This is a genomic window from Flavisolibacter nicotianae (assembly GCF_003628535.1).
GTDB lineage: Bacteria > Bacteroidota > Bacteroidia > Chitinophagales > Chitinophagaceae > Flavisolibacter > Flavisolibacter nicotianae.
This window is the reverse complement of the sequence record NZ_RBCI01000004.1, coordinates 88,042-109,417: the sequence shown is the minus strand read 5'-3', so window position 1 is coordinate 109,417 and position 21,376 is coordinate 88,042. Positions and strand designations below refer to the sequence as shown.

Genomic DNA, 21,376 nt, shown 5'->3' with positions numbered 1-21,376 from the left:
CAAACTACTGCGAATCCACATCGGGCAGCATGATCACTTTTTTGAACCGCGTTTGCTGGTGGAGGTTGGCAAATTCTTTTTGAATATCGTCCTTGCATTTGGCGATGAACTGCGCATCACGTGGAAGCTTCAGCAACAGTTCCATCAAAAACATTCCCCGTACGCGGTTGATGACCGGTTCGGCTGGCCCAACGATGTAAGACCGGTAAACAAAATCCATGGCCTTGGCAAACTGGTGGGCACAGTCAAAAACCACGTCGCGTTCTTTGTGCTTGAAGTGGATATGAATGATCCGTGAGAAAGGCGGGTAAAAAAATTGTTTCCGCTTTTCAATTTCCTCGTTATACATCCCGGCGTAATCGTGTCTTGCCACATGCAGTAAAACGGGATGGGTTGGATTGATGGTTTGAATCAGCACCTTACCTTTTCCCGCCTTACGACCGGCCCGGCCGCTTACCTGCTCCATCAATTGAAAGGCCCGTTCGTGCACACGGAAATCGGCAAAGTGCAGCAGCGCATCCGCGTCCAGAATACCTACCAGGTCCACGTTGTCAAAATCGAGACCTTTTACCACCATCTGCGTGCCGACCAGGACGTCGATCTTTTTTTGCTCAAATTGCTGGATCAGCACGTCATGGGCATTTTTATTTTTGACAGAGTCAAAATCCATACGGCTTACCTTGATGCCTTCGAGCTCCGTTTCCAGCACTTCTTCGATTTTCTCCGTACCAAAACTGCGTTGCACCAGTTTGTCGCTTCCGCAGGCCATGCAGGTGGTGACCGGCGGATAGATATTGCCGCAATAATGGCATTTCAGTTTGTTGGATTGCTTGTGATAGGTCAGCGATACATCGCAGTTCCGGCACTCGGCTATCCAGCCGCAAACAGTGCACAATTGGTAAGGCGAATAACCCCGCCGGTTTTGAAAAAGGATCACCTGTTTGCCCCTGGCCACCGTGGTCCTGATTTCATCCAGAAGCCGAGGAGAAAACATGATTTTTTCACCGGGTTTGTGCGCAATAGTGCGGTTGTCGATGAACTCAATGTCGGGAAGCGTGACGTCGCCAAACCGTTCTGCCAGTTCCACCAATCCATACTTCCCTGTTTTTGCATTGTAATAGGTTTCCAGGCAGGGCGTCGCACTTCCCAGCAAAACTTTAGAACTTGTCAGAGAGGCCATGTAGATGGCGGCGTCGCGACCCTGGTATCGTGGTGCAGGATCCTGTTGTTTATAGGAAGAGTCATGTTCCTCATCGCAGATGATCAGGCCAAGATCACGAAAGGGCAGGAAAAGCGAACTTCTTGCGCCCAGTACAATTTTCAGTTCCCCACTTTTTACCTTGTTCCAGATTTCCACCCGTTCATTCTGACTGAACTTGGAATGATAAATACCTATGTAACCACCGAAATGTTTCTGTAAACGGCGGATGATCTGAGACGTCAGGGCAATTTCAGGAAGCATGTACAATACCTGCTGCCCCCTGCGAATGACCTGCTCGATGATTTTAACATAGACGTGCGTTTTGCCACTGGATGTTATGCCATGTAGCAATGCTACCTGGCGTTCCTGGAAGCAGGCCTGCAGTTTTTCGTACGCCTCCTGCTGCGATGGCGACAGGGTAAAATCGATGGTGATGTCTTTGGGAGCATACATTATCCTGTCGATGCTTCGTTTTTCCAGGTGAAGAATTTCTTTGTCCACCAGTCCTTTTAACTGTGCATCGCTGGCGCCGGCTTTTTTCAGCAGTTCTGTTTTGGTCACTTCGCCCTGTGTCTTCATCAGGTGCAAATAACCAAGGAGTAAATCCATCTGTTTGGGTGCACGACCCCAGTTGTTGAGTAATTCGGCCAGTTTTTCTTCGTCGTGGTATTCGTTCGAAAGAAGCACAAAGGTTTCCTTCTTCGCAGTATACGCCTGTTTCAGCGCTTCCCATACAAAACACAGTTTTTTGCCGATCAATTTGTTGACGACCGGATAAACGTGGGTTTGATCGAGGATTTGCTGTACTTCATTCAATCGCAGTTCGTGCTTCATCTGCAGCGCTTCTGCTACCAGGAATTCGTCGTTGTCGAGATCCGAAAAATCATCGCCGAATTCTTCATTAAAGATGAGCACCGTTTCGCTGGATAACTTAAAATGCGATGGCAGGGCGGCGGCCATCACTTCCCCTTCGGTGCACATGTAATAACGGGCCATCCACTCCCACAATTGCAACTGGTACGGATGGATCACGGGCTCGGGGTCGAGCACATTCAAAATGTCCTTTGCTTCAAAGCTCAGGGGCGCATCGCCGTGAATGCGTTTAACAAGCCCCGCGTATTTTTTGTTTTTGCCAAGGTTCACTTCTACCCGGCAGCCCACCGAAATGCCCGGAAGCATTTCTTCGGGTATGTGCCAGGTGTAATTTTTGGGTAAGGCCAGTGGTATGATGACTTCGGCAAACATGAAGGCTGTAAAAATAGGGAAACTACAGCCTTGTTGAGGTTGTAGATTAGCTCTTGCGGCCAGGGAGAAAAACGGGTTGAATGGTGCAGCAAAAAAAACATCGTTCAGAACTTTCTTACCTTCGGCTCATGGGACAGTATTCCATCGGCGACGCGATTAAACTTTACCTGGCTAAAAGCCGCCTCAAAGGCGCCATGCAGGCTTACCAGATTGAAGACATTTGGGAAAAGGTGATGGGAAAAACGATTGCCAAATACACCGAGAACCTGAAAGTGATTAATAAAACACTGTTTATTACAACCAACGTTGCTCCGCTTAAACAGGAGCTGCTGTACCAGAAGGAAAAAATAAAGCTTCGCGTAAACGAAGCTTTGGGCGAAAAAGTCATCGACGATATCGTCATTCAATAATTGTAGGGATAGCCGAAAAGCGGCGGCTCTTCTTCTTCAAAAAAGCCGCTTTGCTTGACCAATGCTGCCTGCATCAGCTCATAGCTCGATACCACGCCTTTAAACTCGATCCGGTCATAAATGGCCAGGTGCCGCACATTGTACCGTTCCATCAGTTTCATGCAATTTTGAAGGGAGGTCTCCGGGGTTGCTACGGGCAGAGTCGTGTTCATGTACTCTCTCACTTCGATCTCTTTCAGCGGCCTGTTTTCAAATAAAATCCGGGACGCAATGTCATGATCGGTGATGATGCCCATGAACTTGTTATCCTCCAGGATAATCAGGTAATCAACATTCTCGGAACACATCTGGTACAGTGCATCGCTGACAAGGCAATGGGCTGCAGCCGTATTGAATTGCGGATAGATGCGGGCTAACAAATCTGCTACTTGTTCCATCGCATAGGTTTTATGTGTTAGGAAATTGGTGATTGTTACTGGCGGCTTGTTTTTAAAGGTAGCCAAGATTTCCCATACAAAACATGATGAGGCTGACAAATATTCTTAGCGGATACGGACACGCGGATCGACAATGCCGTATAGGATGTCCGCAAGGATATTGACAAGAATAAAAAACGTGGCCGAGATCAAAACAGATCCCATCACAACCGGGAAATCGAGTTTTTCCAGTGCATCAACAGTCACCTTCCCGATGCCCTTCCAGCCAAAAATCCATTCGATGAAAAAAGCACCGGCCAGGAGTTCCGCAAACCAACCGGTGATGGCTGTGATGACCGGGTTGAGCGCATTGCGCAGCCCGTGTTTCCAGATCACTGTCCGGCGGCTGAGCCCCTTGGCATAGGCCGTGCGGATGTAATCCTGGTCCAGCACGTCGAGCATGGCACTTCTTGTCAGCTGGGTAATGATTGCCAGTGGACGGATGCCTAGCGTAAAGGCAGGCAAAATCAGGTTCTGAAGGGTCAGTCGTTTATTGCCGTTGAAATCGATATCAAACCAGCTTCCCGTGATGTGCAGGCCGGTCCAGTTTGTCCAGACGAAACCAAATAGATAGGCAATGATGATCGCCATAAAAAATGATGGCGCCGAAATGCCTACGATCGAAGCAAATACGGCCGATGTATCCATCCACGAATTTTGTTTTACGGCTGCCAAAACGCCGAGTGGAATGCCAACCAGGACGGCAATCAACATAGCGGAAAATGCCAGCAAAAGGGTGCCGGGCAAGGCTTCCATCAGGATGCTTCCCACCGATTTTTTGGATTGATAGGACTTGCGCAGGTAAGGCAATTTGATCGCGAGTTTTGTTTGTCCCCCGATAAAAAAGCCGGTCAGCTCTTTTTTCCGGATTTCTTCCGCGCTATGAAAGCTGACCGGGGAAATATCATTCAGGTAAAAAACAGCCTGCTTCCATTTGGGTTGGTCCAGGTAAAGTTCGCGGCGGATATTTTCCTGTGTTTTCGCGTCGCCTGTTTGTCCCATTACCAGCCGCGACGGATCGCCAAATCCCTGGAAAAGGACAAATACCAGCAGCACGACGCCGAGCAGGACCAAAAGACCGTATAGAAATCTGCGAAGGATGAACGTCAGCACGGAAGCAAGTTAGGGTTTTAAAAGGTTGGCGCAGGCAGCTCGTTGGCAGCACGGGCCATTTCCTGCCGGCTCCATTTTTTTTCAACGGTGCCGTTTTTGAGTAAAAGAAGCGTTGGATTGGTTCGGGCAACGGTACGGACCACGGTAAAATCGGTATTAAAAAACTTGCCGCCGGTCACGCCTGCCTTTTCGAAAGCTGCACGGGCCTCGCCGGCGTTGGGCGAAACAACATACAAAGGCAAACCGGTTTTGGCAGCGTTGTCAAGCAGCTTTTTTGTCTGGCCTATCCATTCCGGGTCGGAAAAATCGAGGGCAAAAACCAGCAGTGCTTTTGGTTTTGCCAGTACGCTGTCGGTAAAGTCAATGGTATTACCGGAAATAGAATCTTTTTCATCGTTTGTGAGGGTAAATCCTTTGATCTGTGCTTCTGCATTGCCTTTCCGCACCAGTGTTTGCTTCCGGTCGACGAATTTGTAAGTGGTAAAATCAGCCGGCAGGTTTTCGGGTGCAAATTCATACTGCTTCCCTCCTTTTTCGTACACAAACCGGATGGCAAAGCTATCGGGGACGGCGCCGGGCGGCGGCTTCATGCCGGCGGGCAGGTAAGCGCCTTTTTTAAACGGCAGGCAATCGGCAAGCGGCAAATAGGTTAACACGTACCATTGCAAACCGAGGCTGAAAAATAAGGTCGCAGCCAGGACGATGTTGCCGGACCGGGTCGAAAGAACAGGTTGGATATAGCGTTGTTGCACCAACAGGAAAACTATCATCGCCAGCAAGGCAAGATCTTTCAGAAACGATGTGAACGGCGTGATGGGAATGCAGTCGCCGAAGCATCCGCAGTTGGTGAATTTACCCGACAAATAAGCATAGCCGGTCAGGAACGTAAAGAAGATGATCAGTAAAAGAAGCAGGCGAAGTACAAAGGTTTTTTTCCACCCGATGAGCAAAGCCACACCGGCCAAAATCTCCAGGGTGATCATAAAAATGGAAAGGCCAAGCGCCGCATCATGCAGGGAAGCCAACAGGGTGCCAGGAAGCGAACTTTTGGAAAGTCCAGTGGACCACAGCTCAAAAAACTCCTGCATTTTATAGCCCAATCCGACTGGGTCGTTTGCTTTCACCAGCCCCGAGACGATGAATAAAAGGCCGACCAGCCATTGGATGATTTTTACGGAAGTTCTCATACCACTTGCATTACGTTTTCGTCCATCAGGATCAAGGCAAACACCGCGTAATTGATAATGTCGTAATAGTTCGCGTCCAATCCTTCGCTGATCAGCGTGACGCCTTTGTTGGAAAGGATCTGCCGCATGCGTTGCAATTTCATCAGGATCAGGTCCACAAAACTTTCCTGGCTCATTTGCCGCCAGGCTTCACCGTAATCGTGATTTTTTGCATGCATCAAACCTTGCGCTTCACCAATGAAACGATCGTAAAACTGCCGGACCGTCTCCGGTGCCATTTCTTCTTCGTCTTCTTCCGTCAGTTCAAGCTGTGTCAGTCCGATCACCGCATAATTGATGATGCCGATAAATTCGCCCCGGATATCGTCACTGACTTTTTGTTGTCCAAGTTCCTGGATGGTGCGAATGCGATAGGCTTTAATGTAGATCTGGTCGACGACGGAAATGGTCCGCAACACCCGCCACGCCGTGCCGTAGTCCTTTGTTTTTTTCAGGAAAATGTCTTCACACTGGTGGATTATGTGATTGTATTGTTCGATGGTGGACATGCATTTTTATTTAGGTGAAAGCGGCAAACTTCTGGCTTCAAGCAGGTGACAGAGACGATGTCTTGTGGCTTGCAGCAAACGGCTTGAGGCTTTTCCGTTACATTCGCTCAAAAGTAAGCAACAAGCCGTAATGTTCACACTCAATTGCAAAGGACATTTGCTCGTTATTGACAGGCCGATTGTCATGGGAATTCTCAATACGACGCCGGATTCGTTTTATGCCAGTAGCCGTATGGCCAGCACAGATGCCTTGCTGAAAAAAGGGGAACAAATGATCGGGGATGGCGCCACCATCCTGGATATCGGCGGACAAAGCACACGACCGGGTAGCGAAAAAGTGAGTGAAGAAGAAGAATTGCACCGTGTGATTCCTGCCATTGAATCTGTTCACCGTGCCTTCCCGGACCAGTTGATTTCCGTGGACACGTTTTATTCATCAGTCGCCCGGGAGGCCGTCGCTGCCGGTGCCGGCATCGTGAATGATGTCAGTGCCGGAACACTGGATCATGAGATGATTCCAACCGTCGCTTCACTTGGCGTCCCTTACGTGCTGATGCACATGCAGGGCAACCCACAAAATATGCAGGAAAGGCCCGTGTACGAAAACGTCACGCTTTCTGTTTTCGATGAACTTTCGTTTCGGGTAAAAGCACTGCAACAGGCAGGGATCAACGACATCATGATAGACCCCGGTTTTGGCTTCGGCAAAACCATTGCCCACAATTTCCAGTTGCTGCGGGAGCTGGCATTTTTTCGTCAACTGGAAAAACCGCTCCTCATCGGGCTTTCCCGGAAAGGGACCATTTACAAAACGCTGGGAACAACTGCCGACAATGCGCTGAATGGCACTACCGTTTTACACACCATGGCCTTATTGAATGGTGCCAACATTCTGCGGGTGCACGATGTAAAAGAAGCCATGGAGGCCATTACGCTATACCAGGCGTACAAAAAGTAAAGAGCAGTGTTGCCACTGCTCTTATCTCACAAAAGTTTGTTGGGTGTATTCACAGTTTCCGGGACCGATTGGTTGTTTTCATATCGTGGTACCGTTCGTTTTCCTGGATACGATGGTGTTTCGATGTTGGACTAAAAACGGAGCCTGGTTCTCAGTAAGGCCGGAATAAAAAACAGCCCATTGTTGAATGGGCTGCAAAGATCGGGGTGAAACGCTTTTAATTTGTTAGCGGCTTGTTGAATCTTGGATAGGGGCTCCAACCGGTTCAGGACGCTTGTCGGTTACATCCACTACCTCGATGTCGAACACGAGGTTTTGGTTGGGTTGAATAACCGGTGGTCTTCCCTGCTGGCCATAAGCAATTACAGAAGGAATGAAAATGGTCGCCTTTTCACCCTTCGAAAGCTGGCGTACAGCGTCTTCAAAACCCGGGATTGTACCGCCGGCGCCGACCTGGAGCGGCATCAATTGTCCGTCGGGTTTGTTGTTTGTGTCGAACACCTTTCCCTGCAAGTCTTTCCCTGTATATTTCAGCATCGAAAACTCACCGTATTTGGGTTTTGGTCCCGAACCCGGAGTCAATACCTGGATATAGGCGCCCCACGGAGTACGCTGTGCCTGGATATTGTTTGCTTTCAAATAAGATTCAATCTCGGCTTCGTCTTTCTTGCGTTGCTCTGCGATGGCAGGTTGCTGGTTGAAAGACTCGATATTTTGTTTTTCGAAAGCGGTGTGAGCGTCTTCTTCGTTTTTATAAACTTCGACTACTTTGATAAAGGTCACCAGGTCCTGGCCTTTCTTTTTGGACAGGATCGGGTCTTCGGCCAGCCGGGGGTTTTTGCGGATCATGGAATCAATTGGCTGGATAACCTGGATGCTATCGCCTTTTCTTGCTTCGATCAGCAGCGCAGCCAGTGGATTTGATGATGCGCTGTCTTTAGGAACGCCGGCAAACATGGGCGGGTTACCGTAAGATGTTTGCAGCACGCTGTCTTTAATCTTTTGGGTAATGTGGTAGCTTACGAAGTTGCCGGGCATGACCTTGTCGCCGCTTCCGCTGCTAAACACTTTATAGGGAAAACCTTCTTTCGTTTTTTTGAAGTCAGTTTGTTTACAGGCTGTAAACACGAGGGCCAGCGCTGCAACGGGCAAAAGATGCTTTGTTGTGATTTTCATTTCGATTTCTGTTTATTGTAATTGTTTGCTGTTTTCTTCGATGGCCAGCTTAAATTTTTTAACCGTGTCCTGGAGGGACTCGGTATCCCGGCCGCCGGATGCATTGAAATGGCCGCCGCCACTAAAATATTTACGGGCAAAAGTGTTGCAGTCAAAACTGCCTTTGCTACGAAAGCTCCATTTGCGTTCCTCGTCGCGGTCAATGACCAGGCCTACCAGTTTAATGCCCTGGATGGAAAGCGGGTAATTGACCAGGCCTTCCGTGTCGCCGGTGCGGATATCGTATTTTAAAATCTCCTGCTTCGATACCCACATCAGGGCCGTGTTCAATTCATAATTGATCTCGAGCCGGTTACTTAACACGTGACCTAAAAAGCGAAGCCGGTTCTCCAGGAAGTTATCGTAAAGGGCTTCGTGCACTTTGGTATGCTCCAGCCCCATTTCTTTTAAAAAAGCAACCATGCGGTGCACCGAAGCATGCGTGGAGGAAAACCGGAACGAACCGGTATCGGCCACCACCCCGGCATAAAGGCATTCGGCAATGTAAATATTGACCTTGTCGCGGTGCCCCGAGCCGGCAATAAAGTCGTAAACCATCTCGCAGGTTGAACTTTTGCCGGTATTGGATTCGCCATAATCAAACGAGGCCGTGTCCGGCTCCTGGTGGTGGTCAATGAGAATTTTTGTGCAGTTGATCTCTGCCAGTTTTGGCGCCAAGCTTTTGGTGCGGCTGAAATGATTGTGGTCAAGGCAAAAAAGCCATTCGGCCTCCTCGAGCTTTTTGTCGCCTTCGGTCCGGTGCAGTTCGTAATCCAGTACATCGGCCGTACCCTCCATCCAGTCGAGCCAGCGGGCCCAGTTGGTGGGTGAAATCACCGTAACCTCATGACCAAACTGGCGGAGAAAATGGGCCAGGCCGAGCGAAGAGCCCATGGCGTCCGCATCAGGTTTTTGGTGGGTTGTTATGACAACCCGCCTGGGTTCTGTTAACTGGCTATATAGCTCGTGAATTTCTTTCATGACAAACGGTGCATTCGCCGGAGCGAAAGGCGCAAAAGTATAGGAAAGTTTTAAAGGAGGACGTTAAAGACCGGCGCTGCACTTTTGTTTTTTACTTAAATTGTTAGAGAAATCTTTCCCTTCGCAAACCCGCCGATCCGCTTCCTGCTTTATTCACTACAGATCAAACAAAAAACACGTGTATGAAAAGCAAGCAACAGCCCCTTTCCAGCGATCAACTCGATGAAGGCCTCGACCTCCTTTTTGAACAGTTTGGCAATTCCATGACTGCATTACAGTTGCAGGACATCCAAAGTTCAGAACAAGCCCTTGTAAAGGCCCGGAACCTGTACCAACAGGTGACTATCGGGGTAAAAAAGGATGAAACCATTCCGCTCAAAATCGTCGTCAACCTGATTGAGATCCCGACAAGATTGCTGCGGTCCACGTTTTTTTCGCTCGAAGAACGATATGCGAAAGCGCTGGAGGAACTACAGCTTGCCAAAGCAATCTGCGACGAGGTGAATGCTTCCCTGCAGCAGTTGCCGCAGTCTTTTTACGCCTCCGAGCCTTATGTCGGCTTTATGGACCTGTTTCGGTTTATGTTCTTGTACTACGACCGGGTGGTGGCCACAACCACAAGCATCATCACCGGTACAATTGCGAAAAACGATGGCCTCTATGTCGATGAAGTAGGCATGTACCGAAATGCGGCGGCCGAACTGCGAAAGGTCAATAATTTAAATTTTAAGGTGTCGGATATCAAGAGTTACGACGTCATTCTGCCGATGGTCAACCTGCTGAACCATCTTGCCGACATCCACGAAAAGAAAGCGGAAAAACTGGAAGAGAAGCGCAAACGCATAGAATTTTTAAGCCCGATCGACAAGAAGGTTTTCCTTGTCCATGGCCACAACGAAGCCGTTTTGCGGGAGTTGAAAGAAATGCTGGAGGAGGCGGGAATTGAACCGGTCATTTTAAAATACGAACAGGATGATGGAAAAACCCTGATTGAAAAATTTGAGCATTACGGCCGTTTGTGTGCTTTCGCTTTTGTCATTGTCACTCCCGACGACTGGGTAGAGAACAAAAAAAAGAAGTATTTCCAGGCGAGGCCGAACGTATTGTTTGAACTGGGGTGGTTCTGCGGCCGTTACGGTAGGGACAAAGTGCGCATTATCCAACAAAAAGAAACGCCTCTTCCCTCCGATCTCAATGGAATTGTTACCATCGAGTTTACTGAGCATGTAGAAGAAGCGTATCGGAAAATTATTGCGGTTCTGGAGAAGGCGAACATCCTGCAACCAAAAGCCAAAAAACAAGTAAGCGTTTGAGTTTTTGCACTAGCGGCTTAGCCCATCGCGGACGTCACCAGTCTTCTCTCCCATTCCTGGTGACTTTCCTTCTTCTTGCGGTTCAGCAATTTGATGACAGCCGTAGTTACCAGTGAGCCGGCGACATAAAGCCCGACGGTCATAACTTTCGTTGCAACGGTTTTGTTGCTGTATTGTTTATTGAGGCCGAGGGGTTCGGGAAGCATCACGGCACCAAGACCTGCCGCCAGGCCCAGTAAAGTGCCACGGACCCAAATATTTTTTTCGCTGCCAATGCCGGCTGCACTGTAATAAATGGCATTGCTCAGGAGGTCACCGGCCAGCGCTGCTGTGAATAACGCATTTTCGCGGGGCACTTTTTTGCCGGCTTTTTTCAGTCCCTTCGAAATTGCCTGCATACCCAGTCTGTCCATCCGTGGTGCTTGTGGAACAACTTGCCTGATGCTTTCGTGGAGCAATGTCACCGCTGTGGCACCAGCCAGTCCGCCAGCAAGTATCGTTGTTGCTTTCATGGAAATCCTTTCCTCGAATCTATAAAAAATGTATGCCACAAATGACTCGTCAAATAACCAAACCTTGAAAACGCTGAGCAAGTTGTGTACAAACCAAAACAGGTTCTATCAATTTTCTTCAACAAAACCTTCCGGAGATAGAAGAATTTCATTCAGCAGGAGATAGAACGAGGTTGATTTTTGCACCATTTGGTCACGTCTGAATTCCGGGATTTTCTAAAAAAACCGGCGACCTATTCCCAATAAACAAAACCCTTATATTTGCCCACCATTGAAAATACGTACCCGGCAAAAGGCAACGACTGCCGTCGAAATTTAAAACCAAACAGAAACTCATGACTTCTTACGTGTATTATTTAGCACCGTTGATGGGTGCAATCGGACTTCTGTACACCATTTGGAAATTTTTCTGGGTAGCCAAACAAGATGCCGGTACGGACCGGATGAAAGAAATTTCAACCTACATCGCCGAAGGTGCCATGGCGTTTTTAAAAGCGGAGTGGAAGATCCTGACTTATTTCGGAATTACCGTCGCCTTGCTTCTAGGCTTCATGGGATACACGAACAAAGAATCGCACTGGTCAATCGCCATTGCATTTATCATCGGCGCTTTCTTTAGTGCCCTGGCAGGTTACATCGGTATGCGTGCTGCCACAAAAGCCAACGTGCGGACGGCCCATGCGGCCCGTACATCACTTGCCAAAGCTTTGCAGGTATCTTTTACAGGTGGCGCCGTCATGGGAATGGGTGTTGCCGGTTTGGCGGTGCTTGGTTTGGGCGGTTTGTTTATCGTACTGCTGAAATCATTTGCGCCAGACGCTTTCGCAACAGCTCACGAAGTGACAAGAGCCATCGAGGTTTTGACAGGTTTTTCGCTCGGAGCGGAAAGTATTGCATTGTTTGCCCGTGTGGGCGGCGGTATTTACACCAAAGCCGCTGACGTAGGCGCTGACCTCGTGGGAAAAGTTGAAGCCGGAATCCCGGAAGATGATCCCCGCAACCCGGCTACTATCGCCGATAACGTAGGTGATAACGTAGGTGACGTTGCCGGTATGGGTGCCGACTTGTTTGGTTCGTACGTTGCTACTGTGCTTGCTACGATCGTGTTGGGTCACGAAGTAACGGCAAGCGCTTCTGTTACCGACCTGGTTCACCTGGAAGACGGTTTTGGCGGCTTTTCGCCCATCCTGTTGCCCATGCTGATCGCCGGAGTCGGAATCTTGTTTTCTATCATCGGGACCTTTTTTGTTCGAATCAGCGAAAATTCGGGCATCAGTACAAGTGTTGTACAAAGGGCTTTGAATATGGGCAACTGGGGTTCGATTGTGTTGACAGCAATCGCTTCCTATTTCCTTTGCAGCTATATTTTGCCTGATGGCAATATGTACCTGAGAGGTTTTGCCTTTACCAAAAACCAGGTTTTTGGAGCGATCGCCGTCGGTCTTGTGGTGGGAACCTTAATGAGTATCATCACGGAGTTTTATACGGCTATGGGTAAACGTCCGGTGCTGAGCATCGTTCGCCAGTCGGGTACCGGCCACGCAACTAACGTAATTGGTGGCCTGGCGGTTGGCATGGAGTCAACCTTTTTACCCATCCTGGTGCTGGCAGGCGGTATTTATGGATCGTATGCATTTGCCGGTTTATACGGTGTTGCCATTGCCGCTGCCGGTATGATGGCCACAACCGCAATGCAATTGGCGATTGACGCCTTTGGTCCGATCGCCGACAATGCCGGTGGTATTGCCGAAATGAGCGAGCTGCCCAAAGAGGTTCGCGAAAAAACAGATACGCTGGATGCGGTCGGTAACACAACTGCCGCAACAGGTAAAGGATTTGCCATTGCCTCTGCTGCCCTGACAGCCCTGGCCTTGTTTGCTGCCTATGTCGGCGTGATCAACCAGAATGGCTTTAAAATGGATGGCATCAACATCTACAATGCAAAAGTGCTGGCTTCGCTGTTTGTTGGTGGCATGATCCCCTTTATTTTCTCTTCGCTGGCCATCCGCGCTGTTGGTGAAGCTGCCATGGCAATGGTGGAAGAAGTGCGCCGGCAGTTCCGTACCATTCCCGGTATAATGGAAGGGAAAGGCAAACCGGAATATGATAAATGCGTGGCCATTTCGACAGAGGCTTCCATCAAAAAAATGATGTTGCCCGGTGCGATTGCTATCGTTTCCCCGTTGATAATCGGCTTCCTGCTTGGACCAGAAGCCCTGGGTGGTTTCCTTGCCGGTGCCACGGTTAGCGGCGTTTTGATGGGAATGTTCCAGAATAATGCAGGCGGTGCCTGGGATAATGCCAAGAAAAGCTTCGAAAAGGGCGTGGACATCAACGGCCAGAAATATTACAAAGGTTCCGATCCGCACAAAGCTTCCGTTACCGGCGATACGGTGGGTGATCCGTTCAAGGATACGTCCGGCCCGTCGATGAACATCCTGATCAAGCTGATGTCGATTGTTTCGCTGGTCATTGCCCCGACCCTGGCCGGTTTATTTGGCGACAAAGCTGTGGCGGAGCAGAATCCGGAAAATAATTTTCAGACCGGTGCAGCGTATCAGAAATCCGTGCGGTCTATTAAAGTTAGTCATCAAAAAACGAGTTCAGCAAATACAATTTATTTAAGATAGTTCTGCTTTGTGAGAGACAACTAAAGTTCCCCGCTACTGCTTTGCGGGGACTTTTCTTTTATACCCCTGCCGTTACACAGGTTTTTGGCAAGAAAGCCAGGTCACTCTCAAAAGCAAACCAACCACTCTCTCCTATCTTTGGCGGCACAATTGAGCTATATGAAAAAAATCGCTGTTATCGGCGCCGGAACGATGGGAAATGGCATCGCACACATTTTTGCCCAGGCAGGATTTGTGGTTTCACTGATCGACGTTTCGCAACCGCAACTGGACAAAGCCCTTGAAACAATTGGAAAAAACCTCGACCGGCAGATTGCAAAAGGCACGCTGGCACACGAGGTAAAAGAAACGGCCCTGAAAAATATCACCACGCACACATCGCTTGAGGCAGGTGTCAAGGACGCCGACCTCGTGGTGGAAGCGGCCACCGAAAATATTTCATTGAAGCTTTCCATTTTTAAGCAAATGGACGAATATGCACCAAAGGAATGCATCCTGGCAACCAATACCTCGTCGATCTCGATCACCAAAATTGCTGCTGCCACCAACCGCCCCGAAAAAGTGATCGGCATGCACTTTATGAATCCCGTCCCCGTAATGAAACTCGTGGAGATCATCAACGGGTATGCAACGTTGGAGGAAGTAACCAACCTGATTGTCGACATTACCCGTAAACTGGGCAAAGTGCCCTGCATAGTCAACGACTATCCCGGCTTTGTCGCCAACCGTGTTTTGATGCCGATGATCAATGAAGCCATCTTTTCGCTTTTTGAAGGCGTTGCTGGCGTGGAAGAAATCGATACGGTAATGAAACTGGGAATGGCACATCCCATGGGACCTTTGCAACTGGCCGACTTTATCGGGCTGGATGTCTGCCTGAGTATTTTGAACGTTTTGCACGAAGGATTCGGTAATCCCAAATACGCACCTTGTCCCTTGCTGGTGAATATGGTTACAGCCCAAAAGCTTGGCGTAAAATCAGGTGAGGGCTTTTATACATATACTGCGGGAAACAAAGACCATACAGTGAGCAAACGGTTTCAAAACAGGTAAAAAAAAGGCTCCGTCACGGAGGCTTTTTTTATTATTTGGTAGCAAAGTACTTTTCGCGGATCCGTTTGTCTTCTTCGTAAATGTCATCGTACAGGACGAGTTTGCCATCGTGTCCTTCCGCACTGAAATAGCGGATAAAAAGCGGCAGCTGTTGTTTCACCCGGATAACTTTTTTCTTTTTCGCGGCCAGCCATTTGTTGACGGAATCAATTGGTACGGCTTTTACCGAATCCAACAGCTTTTCTTTATGCAGAATAAAGTCGGCAAGCTGTTTCCACTGCTGTACCCGCACGCAGCCGTGACTCAGGGCCCGCGACGATTTTCCGAAAAGATACCGCTGGTTGGTATCGTGCAAATAAACGGCATATGGATTGGTGAAATTAAACTTCATCACACCCAGTGCATTATCATCGCCGCTGCCTTGCACAACGCGATAGGGAATGACATTTTTGAATTTTGCCCAATTCACCGTATACGGGTTGATTTCATTCCCATTATTATCCACCAGGCTAAAGCCTTTGCGCCGCGTATAGCCGGCATCCCGCTTCAGCCCCGGGAGAATTTCCTTTTTGATGATGCTTTCCGGAATCGTCCATTGCGGGTACGTGATCATGTCGGTGATCACGCTAGTCAGCTGCGGTGTACGGGTTTCGGGTTTGCCGCAGATGATTTTTGATTTCAAAATGGTCGTATCGCCATGCCGCACCTCCAGATAAAATCCGGGCAGGTTGACCCAGATATAATCGTCCTGCAGGCTGGGCAGCATTTTGTATTTGTCCAGCGTAATTGCCACCCGGAGAAACGCTTCCAGGTCGGTTGCATTCAGGCGGTTGACCAGTGCCGGAGACACCAATCCATCCTGTTTCAGCTTTTTCCATTTTTGGTACTTGAGAATGGCTTTGCTGACGGTAAGTGAGTCCGGGTTTTTTACCGGCTTCAGTTTTAGTGTGTCCTCCTCCGCAAGCCGCTGGTAAACCAGTCCTGGCCACAACAGACTGTCCTTTGTTTTGATCAGGGTGAACCGTTTCAGGTTGGCTTTTCGCAAAAAGCGACGCAAAGCTGTTTTGAGATGATGATAGCCGGCCGCGGTTGGCTCCAAACTTTGGGTAAATGAGGTGATCGAACCGGTGGCGAAGGCATTTTTTTGCTGGAGAAAAAAATCGGCGTTCAACGATGAATCCTTCATCAGGACACTGTCAGCGGCAAGCCTTCCCAGTTTGATGTCTTTCACAAGTTGAATGAAAGACGATGTCGCCATCAAATCGAATGAAAGCCACCTGGGATCATTTGGAGGCAGACCGGCAGAACCGGGTTTTTGCAGATCGCTTCGGACTGCCGTCAGTTTTTTTTGGAGATAATCAACCGGGAACAATCCATAAAAGCGGCATTGGTCGATCAGGGCAAGCAGCGAGTCTGCTTCTGGTTTTACTTTGCCCTGAGCAGACCAAAGCAGGCTGTCAGCAGTCTTTTGGTAGATCTCCTTTACCAGACCGCCGTTTTTGAGGTCCATGGTGTCTGCTGTAGCGGCGGGATCCGGTTTGACCGGTTTTGGCTCGTTTCGGTCTTTTTCCAATGGAGCGCCAATCTTTACCGATGGATTTTCCGGTAACGGAGGCGCCGAATTGCACCGGCTGGCAAAAAACCAAAGCATGAAAAGAAGCCCTATTTGTCGTATAGAAAAAAGCATAAATCCTGGCAAACTGTCTGGCCGGTAAAGTACGTTTTTTTGTGTGAAAGGATATGAAAATCAAGGCTGGAGCCAGGCTGTCCAAACATCGGCAAATCAAAAAAATGATCGCGGCAGCACAGGTTGTCTAAAAATTATTTTTGGTGAAACTTCTCCGTCTTTTCTAAAGACGTAATGGGACTGTTGCTGCGAATTTGCAGTTGAACACTGGTGATCCATTCCGTGCATCCACGGCTGGCCAGGTGTTCGTTGATTTGGTGAATGACTTGCATGACGGCTTCGTAACTGCCTTCCACAACAGTGGCAAATGGCCCAACCTCGTGCTGAATACCCGACTTCTGGATAACGGCAATCGCTTCGTCCACCCAGTCATAAGGGTGCCTGTCTTCCACGATCGGCAGAAGCTGAATGGATGCGTTGATGGTATGTGTATGCATTAGCAGGTGCGTTTAATGTGGTGTTCCAGCAGCAGGAAATCGGCGAGCACGATTGCCGCCACTGCTTCCAATACCGGTGGAACCCGCAGGGCGATGCAAAGATCGTGGCGGCCCTTGACGGAAAATGTTTCTACCTGGCCGTTTTCCCAATTCCAGGTTTGCTGTTCCTTCGGTGTCGACGATGTGGGTTTGATGGCGATGCGAAAAACAAGCTCGTTACCGTTGCTGATCCCTCCAACAACACCACCGGCATGGTTTGTTTTCGTTCTCCCGGTTTGGTCGAGAATGGCGTCGTTATGATCGACACCAAACATGCGGGCGGCTGCAAAACCGGTTCCGAATTCAATTCCTCTTACGGCCGGAATGGCAAACACCGCATGTGCTAAAACCGATTCGAGGGAGTCGAAAAAAGGCTCGCCCAATCCGGCCGGCAAACCATTTACGCGGCATTCAACGATACCTCCGACAGAATCCTTGGCGTCAATCGCTTTTTGCAAGCCGGCCTCGATATCTTTTTCGCCGCCGATTTCCAAAATGGTGGATTGGACGGAAATTGTTTGCAGCAGTTTTTTTGCAACCACACCGGCGCCAACGAGACAGACAGTAAGCCGTCCGCTGAAATGGCCGCCACCGCGGAAATCCTCAAATCCGCCGAACTTTTGGTGCGCTACAAAATCCGCATGACCGGGACGGGGAAAAGCTCTTTGTTTTTCGTAATCACCAGACCGTGTATTCTTGTTTTCGAAGACGATTGTCAACGGGGCGCCGGTTGTTTTACCGTTGAACACCCCGGTCAGGAAAATCGGTTTGTCGTCTTCCTTTCGTGGCGTTGTGCCTTTCTGCTGGCCGCCCTTGCGACGTTCAATGTCAACGGTAAAATCTTCTTCGTTTAGCGGCAGTCCCGCAGGACAGCCATCGATCGTTATGCCAACAGACGGTCCATGTGATTCTCCAAAAATACTGACCCGGAATAGGCGTCCAAATGCATTCATGTTATTGCTTGCTTGTCGTTAGGGTGGCTGATAAATGTTCAATGTGATCCCAAAACTGCGGATACGATTTATTCACCGCTTCGGCTTCTTCGATGATTACATCGCCGCTGGCGCCCAGTGCTGCCACTGCGCAAGCCATGGCGATCCGGTGGTCGTGGCGGGAATGGACGGCTGCACCGCTAACTCCTGCTCCACCGCGGACAAGCATCATGTCATCCTGGAAGGAAATCTCCACTCCCATTTTTGCAAACTCTTGCTGCAGGGTCAGCGCCCTGTTGCTTTCCTTGTGGGTCAGTCGATGCACCCCTTCGATCACTGTCGTCCCGTCGCAATAAGCGGCAAGTGCAACAAGCGGCGGAAAAAGATCCGGGCAGTCAGTTGCATTGAAGTGAAATGCTTTCAGCCGGCTTTTCCGTACTTCTATTTTACTTTCTTCAATGCTGATTGTTGCACCGCTCTGCATCAACGCATGCAGCACAGCCTTATCGGCCTGCGTGGAAAAAACATCCAGTCCTTTTACAACGATATCGCCGGCAATGGCGCCGGCTACCAAAAGAAAAGCGCCCCCGCTCCAATCACCTTCCACCTGGTACTTGAACGACGAAGGTGTAGAGGCAACCGGCGAAGGATCTTTCGGAAAGTAAAACGATTGGTAGTCGTTGTTGACAGGAACAGGCAAACCAAATTTGCTCATCACCTGCAGCGTAAGATCGATATAGGGCTTGCTGTTCAGGTTGTGAACAGTGATTGTAACATCCTTTGCCTTTGCGGCTGAAAAGGCAAACAGCAAACCTGTCAGGAATTGCGACGAAAGTGAACCGTCGATCGTGATATCCCGTGGTTGCAACGGACCTTTGATCTGAAGCGGCAGCAAACCGTTGTTGCTGGTGCAGTCAACGCCGAGTTGTGGCAATACATCCGTGAAAAACGAAAACGGGCGCCTTACGAGGCTGCCCTTTCCCGTAACTGTGATCGGCGATTGACTCAAGGCTGCAACGGACGTGAACATACGGGCTGAAAGGCCACTTTCTCCACAGTTGATCTCCTGGCTGATCGGTTGCACGCCATTGCTCCTGATGACAACTGTATCCTTTTCTTTTTCAACAATGGCGCCCAGTTGATAAATGATATCAAGGGCCGCTTCGTCATCGTCTGAAACGCCTGGATTGTGCAAAACCGTCTCGCCGCCTTTGAGCAAAGAGGCTGCACAGGCACGCTGCATCGCACTTTTGGACGCGGGTGCTGTAATCGTGCCCTGTATTTTGGAAGGAGTGACTGTTACCTGCATTAAATGAGTTTGTAAATTTCCGGTAAGGGGATTTTTTTAACGACGGCTTTTCCAAGCTTTTCCAGGAGGATAAAATTCATCAGTTCCCCCTCCCGTTTTTTATCGCTTACCAGCACGTCAAATACTTTTTGTTTGTTGTAGCCCGCCGCTATCGGCAATCCATATTGATCTATCAGGTGAACAAGCCTGTCTGTTCCTTTAAACTTCAGCATTTCCGCCGACAGTTTTGCAGCAAACACCATCCCGATTGCCACGGCTTCGCCATGCATGAATTCGTACTGCTTCTCCACCGCATGCCCCAGCGTGTGCCCGAAGTTCAGCAGCCGCCTTTTGTTCTTTTCAAATTCATCCTCTTTGACGACCCGTGCTTTCAGTGCGGCATTTCGCTGCACCAGCTTTTGCAGCGCCGGTTTGTTTTTTTGAAAAAAAGAAAGCTTCCGTTTTTCCAGCTCTTTCACCATCGGCGCATCCAGGATAGCACCGTGTTTGATGATTTCTGCAAAACCGTTTCGCCATTCATTTTCCGGAAGGCTTTTCAGCAATGAAACATCGTACAGGAGAAAATCGGGCTGGCTGATGGTGCCGACCATGTTCTTATACACGCCGACATCAATCCCATTCTTGCCGCCAATGGCCGCGTCGACCATCGACAACAATGTGGTCGGCACAAAGCCAAACGCAAGGCCGCGTAAAAAAATCGAGGCCACATAACCCGTTAGATCAGTCACAACGCCACCGCCAACGCCAACCAAGGTCCAGGTGCGGTCGGCCTGCAACCCAATCAGTTGCTGAATGATGTTGTCGACCGTTGCCTGTACCTTATATTCTTCACCGGATTTCAGAACGATGGTATTCCAGCCTTTGAAAATTCGCGGATGGGCCGCCGCCAGGTGTTCATCGGTAAGGAGAACCGTCGTTTTCTGCGGAACTATTTTTTTCAACTGCGCAAAAGACGTGTCAAAATAAAATGACGTCGCCTGCCTGCTGAACTGGACTTTTTTAACCTGCATTATCCGTGAAAAACTTTGTTTTGGTGATTGATGCTTTCCATGTGAACGGCATCAAGATATTTCGTCACAAACTCTTTGCTCAATCCCATCTTGTCGCCTTTCTTGCAGGCTCTCTCCAAAATCTCGTTCCAGCGCTTTGTTTGCAGGATGGTGATGTTGTTATCTTTTTTGTACTGGCCGATCTTTTCTGCCACCTTCATCCGCTGCGACAACAACAGCATCAGTTCATCGTCGAGTTGATTGATCTGCTGGCGGAATTTTTCCAGAGCGGCGTGCAGTTCTTCCGACGGAATGTCTTCACGGCGCCAGATAATTTGGTCCAGCATTTCGGCAAGACGTTCGGGTGTCACCTGCTGTTTGGCATCGCTCCAGGCTTTGTCTGGGTCGATATGGCTTTCGATTATCAGGCCGTCGAAATCGAGGTTGATCGCTTCCTGCGCCACATCAAGCAAAATATCACGGCGACCGCAAATGTGTGACGGGTCGTTGATGAAGAGCATGTCCGGGTTGCGACGTTTCATTTCTATCGCCAGGTGCCACATCGGTGCATTGCGGTATTCGGTATTGCCATACGACGAAAATCCACGGTGAATGAGACCGATTTGGTTGATACCGGCCTTGGCTACGCGTTCAACCGCACCGGTCCACAGTTCCAGGTCCGGGTTGATCGGGTTTTTGATCAGCACAGGGACATCAACACCTTTCAGGGCATCGGCAATTTCCTGCACACTGAATGGGTTCACGGTTGTTCTGGCGCCGATCCACAAAACATCAACGTCAAAATGTAAGGCATCTTCTACCTGCTTGGCCGTTGCCACTTCCACTGCCGTGGGAAGGCCGGTGATTTTTTTCGCTTGCAGCAGCCAGGGTAAGCCTTTGGTGCCAATGCCTTCAAAACTTCCGGGACGGGTACGCGGTTTCCAAATACCAGCCCTGAGCATGTCTACTTTACCTGTGTTTGCCAGGCGGGTGGCGGTTTCCAGCACCTGTTCTTCCGTTTCGGCGCTGCATGGGCCTGAAATAATCAGCGGACGTTTTTTCCAAACTTCCTGCAATACGGCTTTCTGGTCTTTCAACTGTTGCATAATGTCGTGTTTTATGTAATGGTTTTTAATTGACT

Annotated in this window: 19 protein-coding genes; 5 read left to right on the top strand and 14 right to left on the bottom strand. The window is 49.3% G+C overall.

What is annotated here, in order from left to right; genetic code table 11:
- Window positions 1-4: 4 nt before the first annotated feature.
- Window positions 5-2,446, bottom strand: a complete 2,442-nt coding sequence (gene priA, locus D6024_RS12255) for a replication restart helicase PriA (protein ID WP_121354926.1) — start codon at window positions 2,444-2,446, stop codon at window positions 5-7.
- Between the two features lie 128 nt (window positions 2,447-2,574).
- On the opposite strand from priA, the gene D6024_RS12250 reads away from it, so the two are divergent.
- Window positions 2,575-2,856: a DUF721 domain-containing protein gene (locus tag D6024_RS12250; protein ID WP_121355352.1), complete on the top strand. Its 282-nt coding sequence runs from the start codon at window positions 2,575-2,577 to the stop codon at window positions 2,854-2,856.
- On the opposite strand, the gene D6024_RS12245 is transcribed toward D6024_RS12250, so the two are convergent.
- The 4 genes from D6024_RS12245 to D6024_RS12230 all read right to left on the bottom strand — a co-directional run bounded on the left by D6024_RS12245 (window position 2,850) and on the right by D6024_RS12230 (window position 6,180).
- Window positions 2,850-3,293: a CBS domain-containing protein gene (locus D6024_RS12245; protein WP_121354925.1), complete on the bottom strand. Its 444-nt coding sequence runs from the start codon at window positions 3,291-3,293 to the stop codon at window positions 2,850-2,852. The genes D6024_RS12250 and D6024_RS12245 overlap by 7 nt on opposite strands.
- A 105-nt stretch (window positions 3,294-3,398) precedes the next feature.
- Complete coding sequence (locus D6024_RS12240; RefSeq protein WP_121354924.1) at window positions 3,399-4,445, bottom strand: ABC transporter permease; 1,047 nt, start codon at window positions 4,443-4,445, stop codon at window positions 3,399-3,401.
- Window positions 4,446-4,462: 17 nt separating this feature from the next.
- Window positions 4,463-5,632: a BT_3928 family protein gene (locus tag D6024_RS12235; protein WP_121354923.1), complete on the bottom strand. Its 1,170-nt coding sequence runs from the start codon at window positions 5,630-5,632 to the stop codon at window positions 4,463-4,465.
- Complete coding sequence (locus D6024_RS12230) at window positions 5,629-6,180, bottom strand: DUF1599 domain-containing protein (RefSeq protein ID WP_121354922.1); 552 nt, start codon at window positions 6,178-6,180, stop codon at window positions 5,629-5,631. Before D6024_RS12230 ends, D6024_RS12235 begins: the two co-directional genes overlap by 4 nt.
- A gap of 130 nt (window positions 6,181-6,310) precedes the next feature.
- On the opposite strand from D6024_RS12230, the gene folP reads away from it, so the two are divergent.
- Window positions 6,311-7,138: a dihydropteroate synthase gene (folP, locus tag D6024_RS12225; protein WP_121354921.1), complete on the top strand. Its 828-nt coding sequence runs from the start codon at window positions 6,311-6,313 to the stop codon at window positions 7,136-7,138.
- A gap of 225 nt (window positions 7,139-7,363) precedes the next feature.
- On the opposite strand, the gene D6024_RS12220 is transcribed toward folP, so the two are convergent.
- Together D6024_RS12220 and D6024_RS12215 are read right to left on the bottom strand one after the other, a co-directional pair.
- On the bottom strand, window positions 7,364-8,314 hold the full coding sequence (locus D6024_RS12220; protein WP_121354920.1) for an FKBP-type peptidyl-prolyl cis-trans isomerase: 951 nt from the start codon (window positions 8,312-8,314) through the stop codon (window positions 7,364-7,366).
- 12 nt (window positions 8,315-8,326) lie between these two features.
- Complete coding sequence (locus tag D6024_RS12215) at window positions 8,327-9,334, bottom strand: DHH family phosphoesterase (protein ID WP_121354919.1); 1,008 nt, start codon at window positions 9,332-9,334, stop codon at window positions 8,327-8,329.
- A 182-nt stretch (window positions 9,335-9,516) separates the two neighbouring features.
- On the opposite strand from D6024_RS12215, the gene D6024_RS12210 reads away from it, so the two are divergent.
- Window positions 9,517-10,647, top strand: coding sequence for a TIR domain-containing protein (locus D6024_RS12210; RefSeq protein WP_121354918.1), 1,131 nt, complete (start codon window positions 9,517-9,519; stop codon window positions 10,645-10,647).
- 17 nt (window positions 10,648-10,664) lie between these two features.
- On the opposite strand, the gene D6024_RS12205 is transcribed toward D6024_RS12210, so the two are convergent.
- The gene (locus tag D6024_RS12205; RefSeq protein WP_121355351.1) at window positions 10,665-11,159 is read right to left on the bottom strand and encodes a hypothetical protein; all 495 of its coding nucleotides are present in this window, start codon (window positions 11,157-11,159) and stop codon (window positions 10,665-10,667) included.
- 335 nt (window positions 11,160-11,494) lie between these two features.
- Here D6024_RS12205 and D6024_RS12200 point away from each other — a divergent pair, with 335 nt between their 5' ends.
- On the top strand, window positions 11,495-13,789 hold the full coding sequence (locus D6024_RS12200; RefSeq protein WP_121354917.1) for a sodium-translocating pyrophosphatase: 2,295 nt from the start codon (window positions 11,495-11,497) through the stop codon (window positions 13,787-13,789).
- A 159-nt stretch (window positions 13,790-13,948) separates the two neighbouring features.
- Complete coding sequence (locus D6024_RS12195) at window positions 13,949-14,842, top strand: 3-hydroxyacyl-CoA dehydrogenase family protein (RefSeq protein ID WP_121355350.1); 894 nt, start codon at window positions 13,949-13,951, stop codon at window positions 14,840-14,842.
- A gap of 31 nt (window positions 14,843-14,873) precedes the next feature.
- On the opposite strand, the gene D6024_RS12190 is transcribed toward D6024_RS12195, so the two are convergent.
- The 6 genes from D6024_RS12190 to D6024_RS12165 form a co-directional block, all read right to left on the bottom strand.
- Window positions 14,874-16,493, bottom strand: a complete 1,620-nt coding sequence (locus tag D6024_RS12190) for a L,D-transpeptidase family protein (protein WP_162944731.1) — start codon at window positions 16,491-16,493, stop codon at window positions 14,874-14,876.
- 170 nt (window positions 16,494-16,663) lie between these two features.
- Window positions 16,664-16,966 (bottom strand): thiamine-binding protein, encoded by a 303-nt coding sequence (locus D6024_RS12185; RefSeq protein WP_121354915.1) that lies wholly within the window; start codon window positions 16,964-16,966, stop codon window positions 16,664-16,666.
- Entirely contained in the window at window positions 16,966-17,958 is a 993-nt protein-coding gene (locus D6024_RS12180; protein ID WP_121354914.1) for a chorismate synthase, read from the bottom strand. The genes D6024_RS12185 and D6024_RS12180 overlap by 1 nt, the downstream gene beginning before the upstream one ends.
- 1 nt (window position 17,959) lies before the next feature.
- Window positions 17,960-19,246: a 3-phosphoshikimate 1-carboxyvinyltransferase gene (gene aroA, locus D6024_RS12175; RefSeq protein ID WP_121354913.1), complete on the bottom strand. Its 1,287-nt coding sequence runs from the start codon at window positions 19,244-19,246 to the stop codon at window positions 17,960-17,962.
- Window positions 19,246-20,256 (bottom strand): 3-dehydroquinate synthase, encoded by a 1,011-nt coding sequence (gene aroB, locus D6024_RS12170; protein WP_121354912.1) that lies wholly within the window; start codon window positions 20,254-20,256, stop codon window positions 19,246-19,248. Before aroB ends, aroA begins: the two co-directional genes overlap by 1 nt.
- On the bottom strand, window positions 20,256-21,341 hold the full coding sequence (locus D6024_RS12165; RefSeq protein WP_121354911.1) for a chorismate mutase: 1,086 nt from the start codon (window positions 21,339-21,341) through the stop codon (window positions 20,256-20,258). The genes aroB and D6024_RS12165 overlap by 1 nt, the downstream gene beginning before the upstream one ends.
- Between the last annotated feature and the right edge of the window lie 35 nt (window positions 21,342-21,376).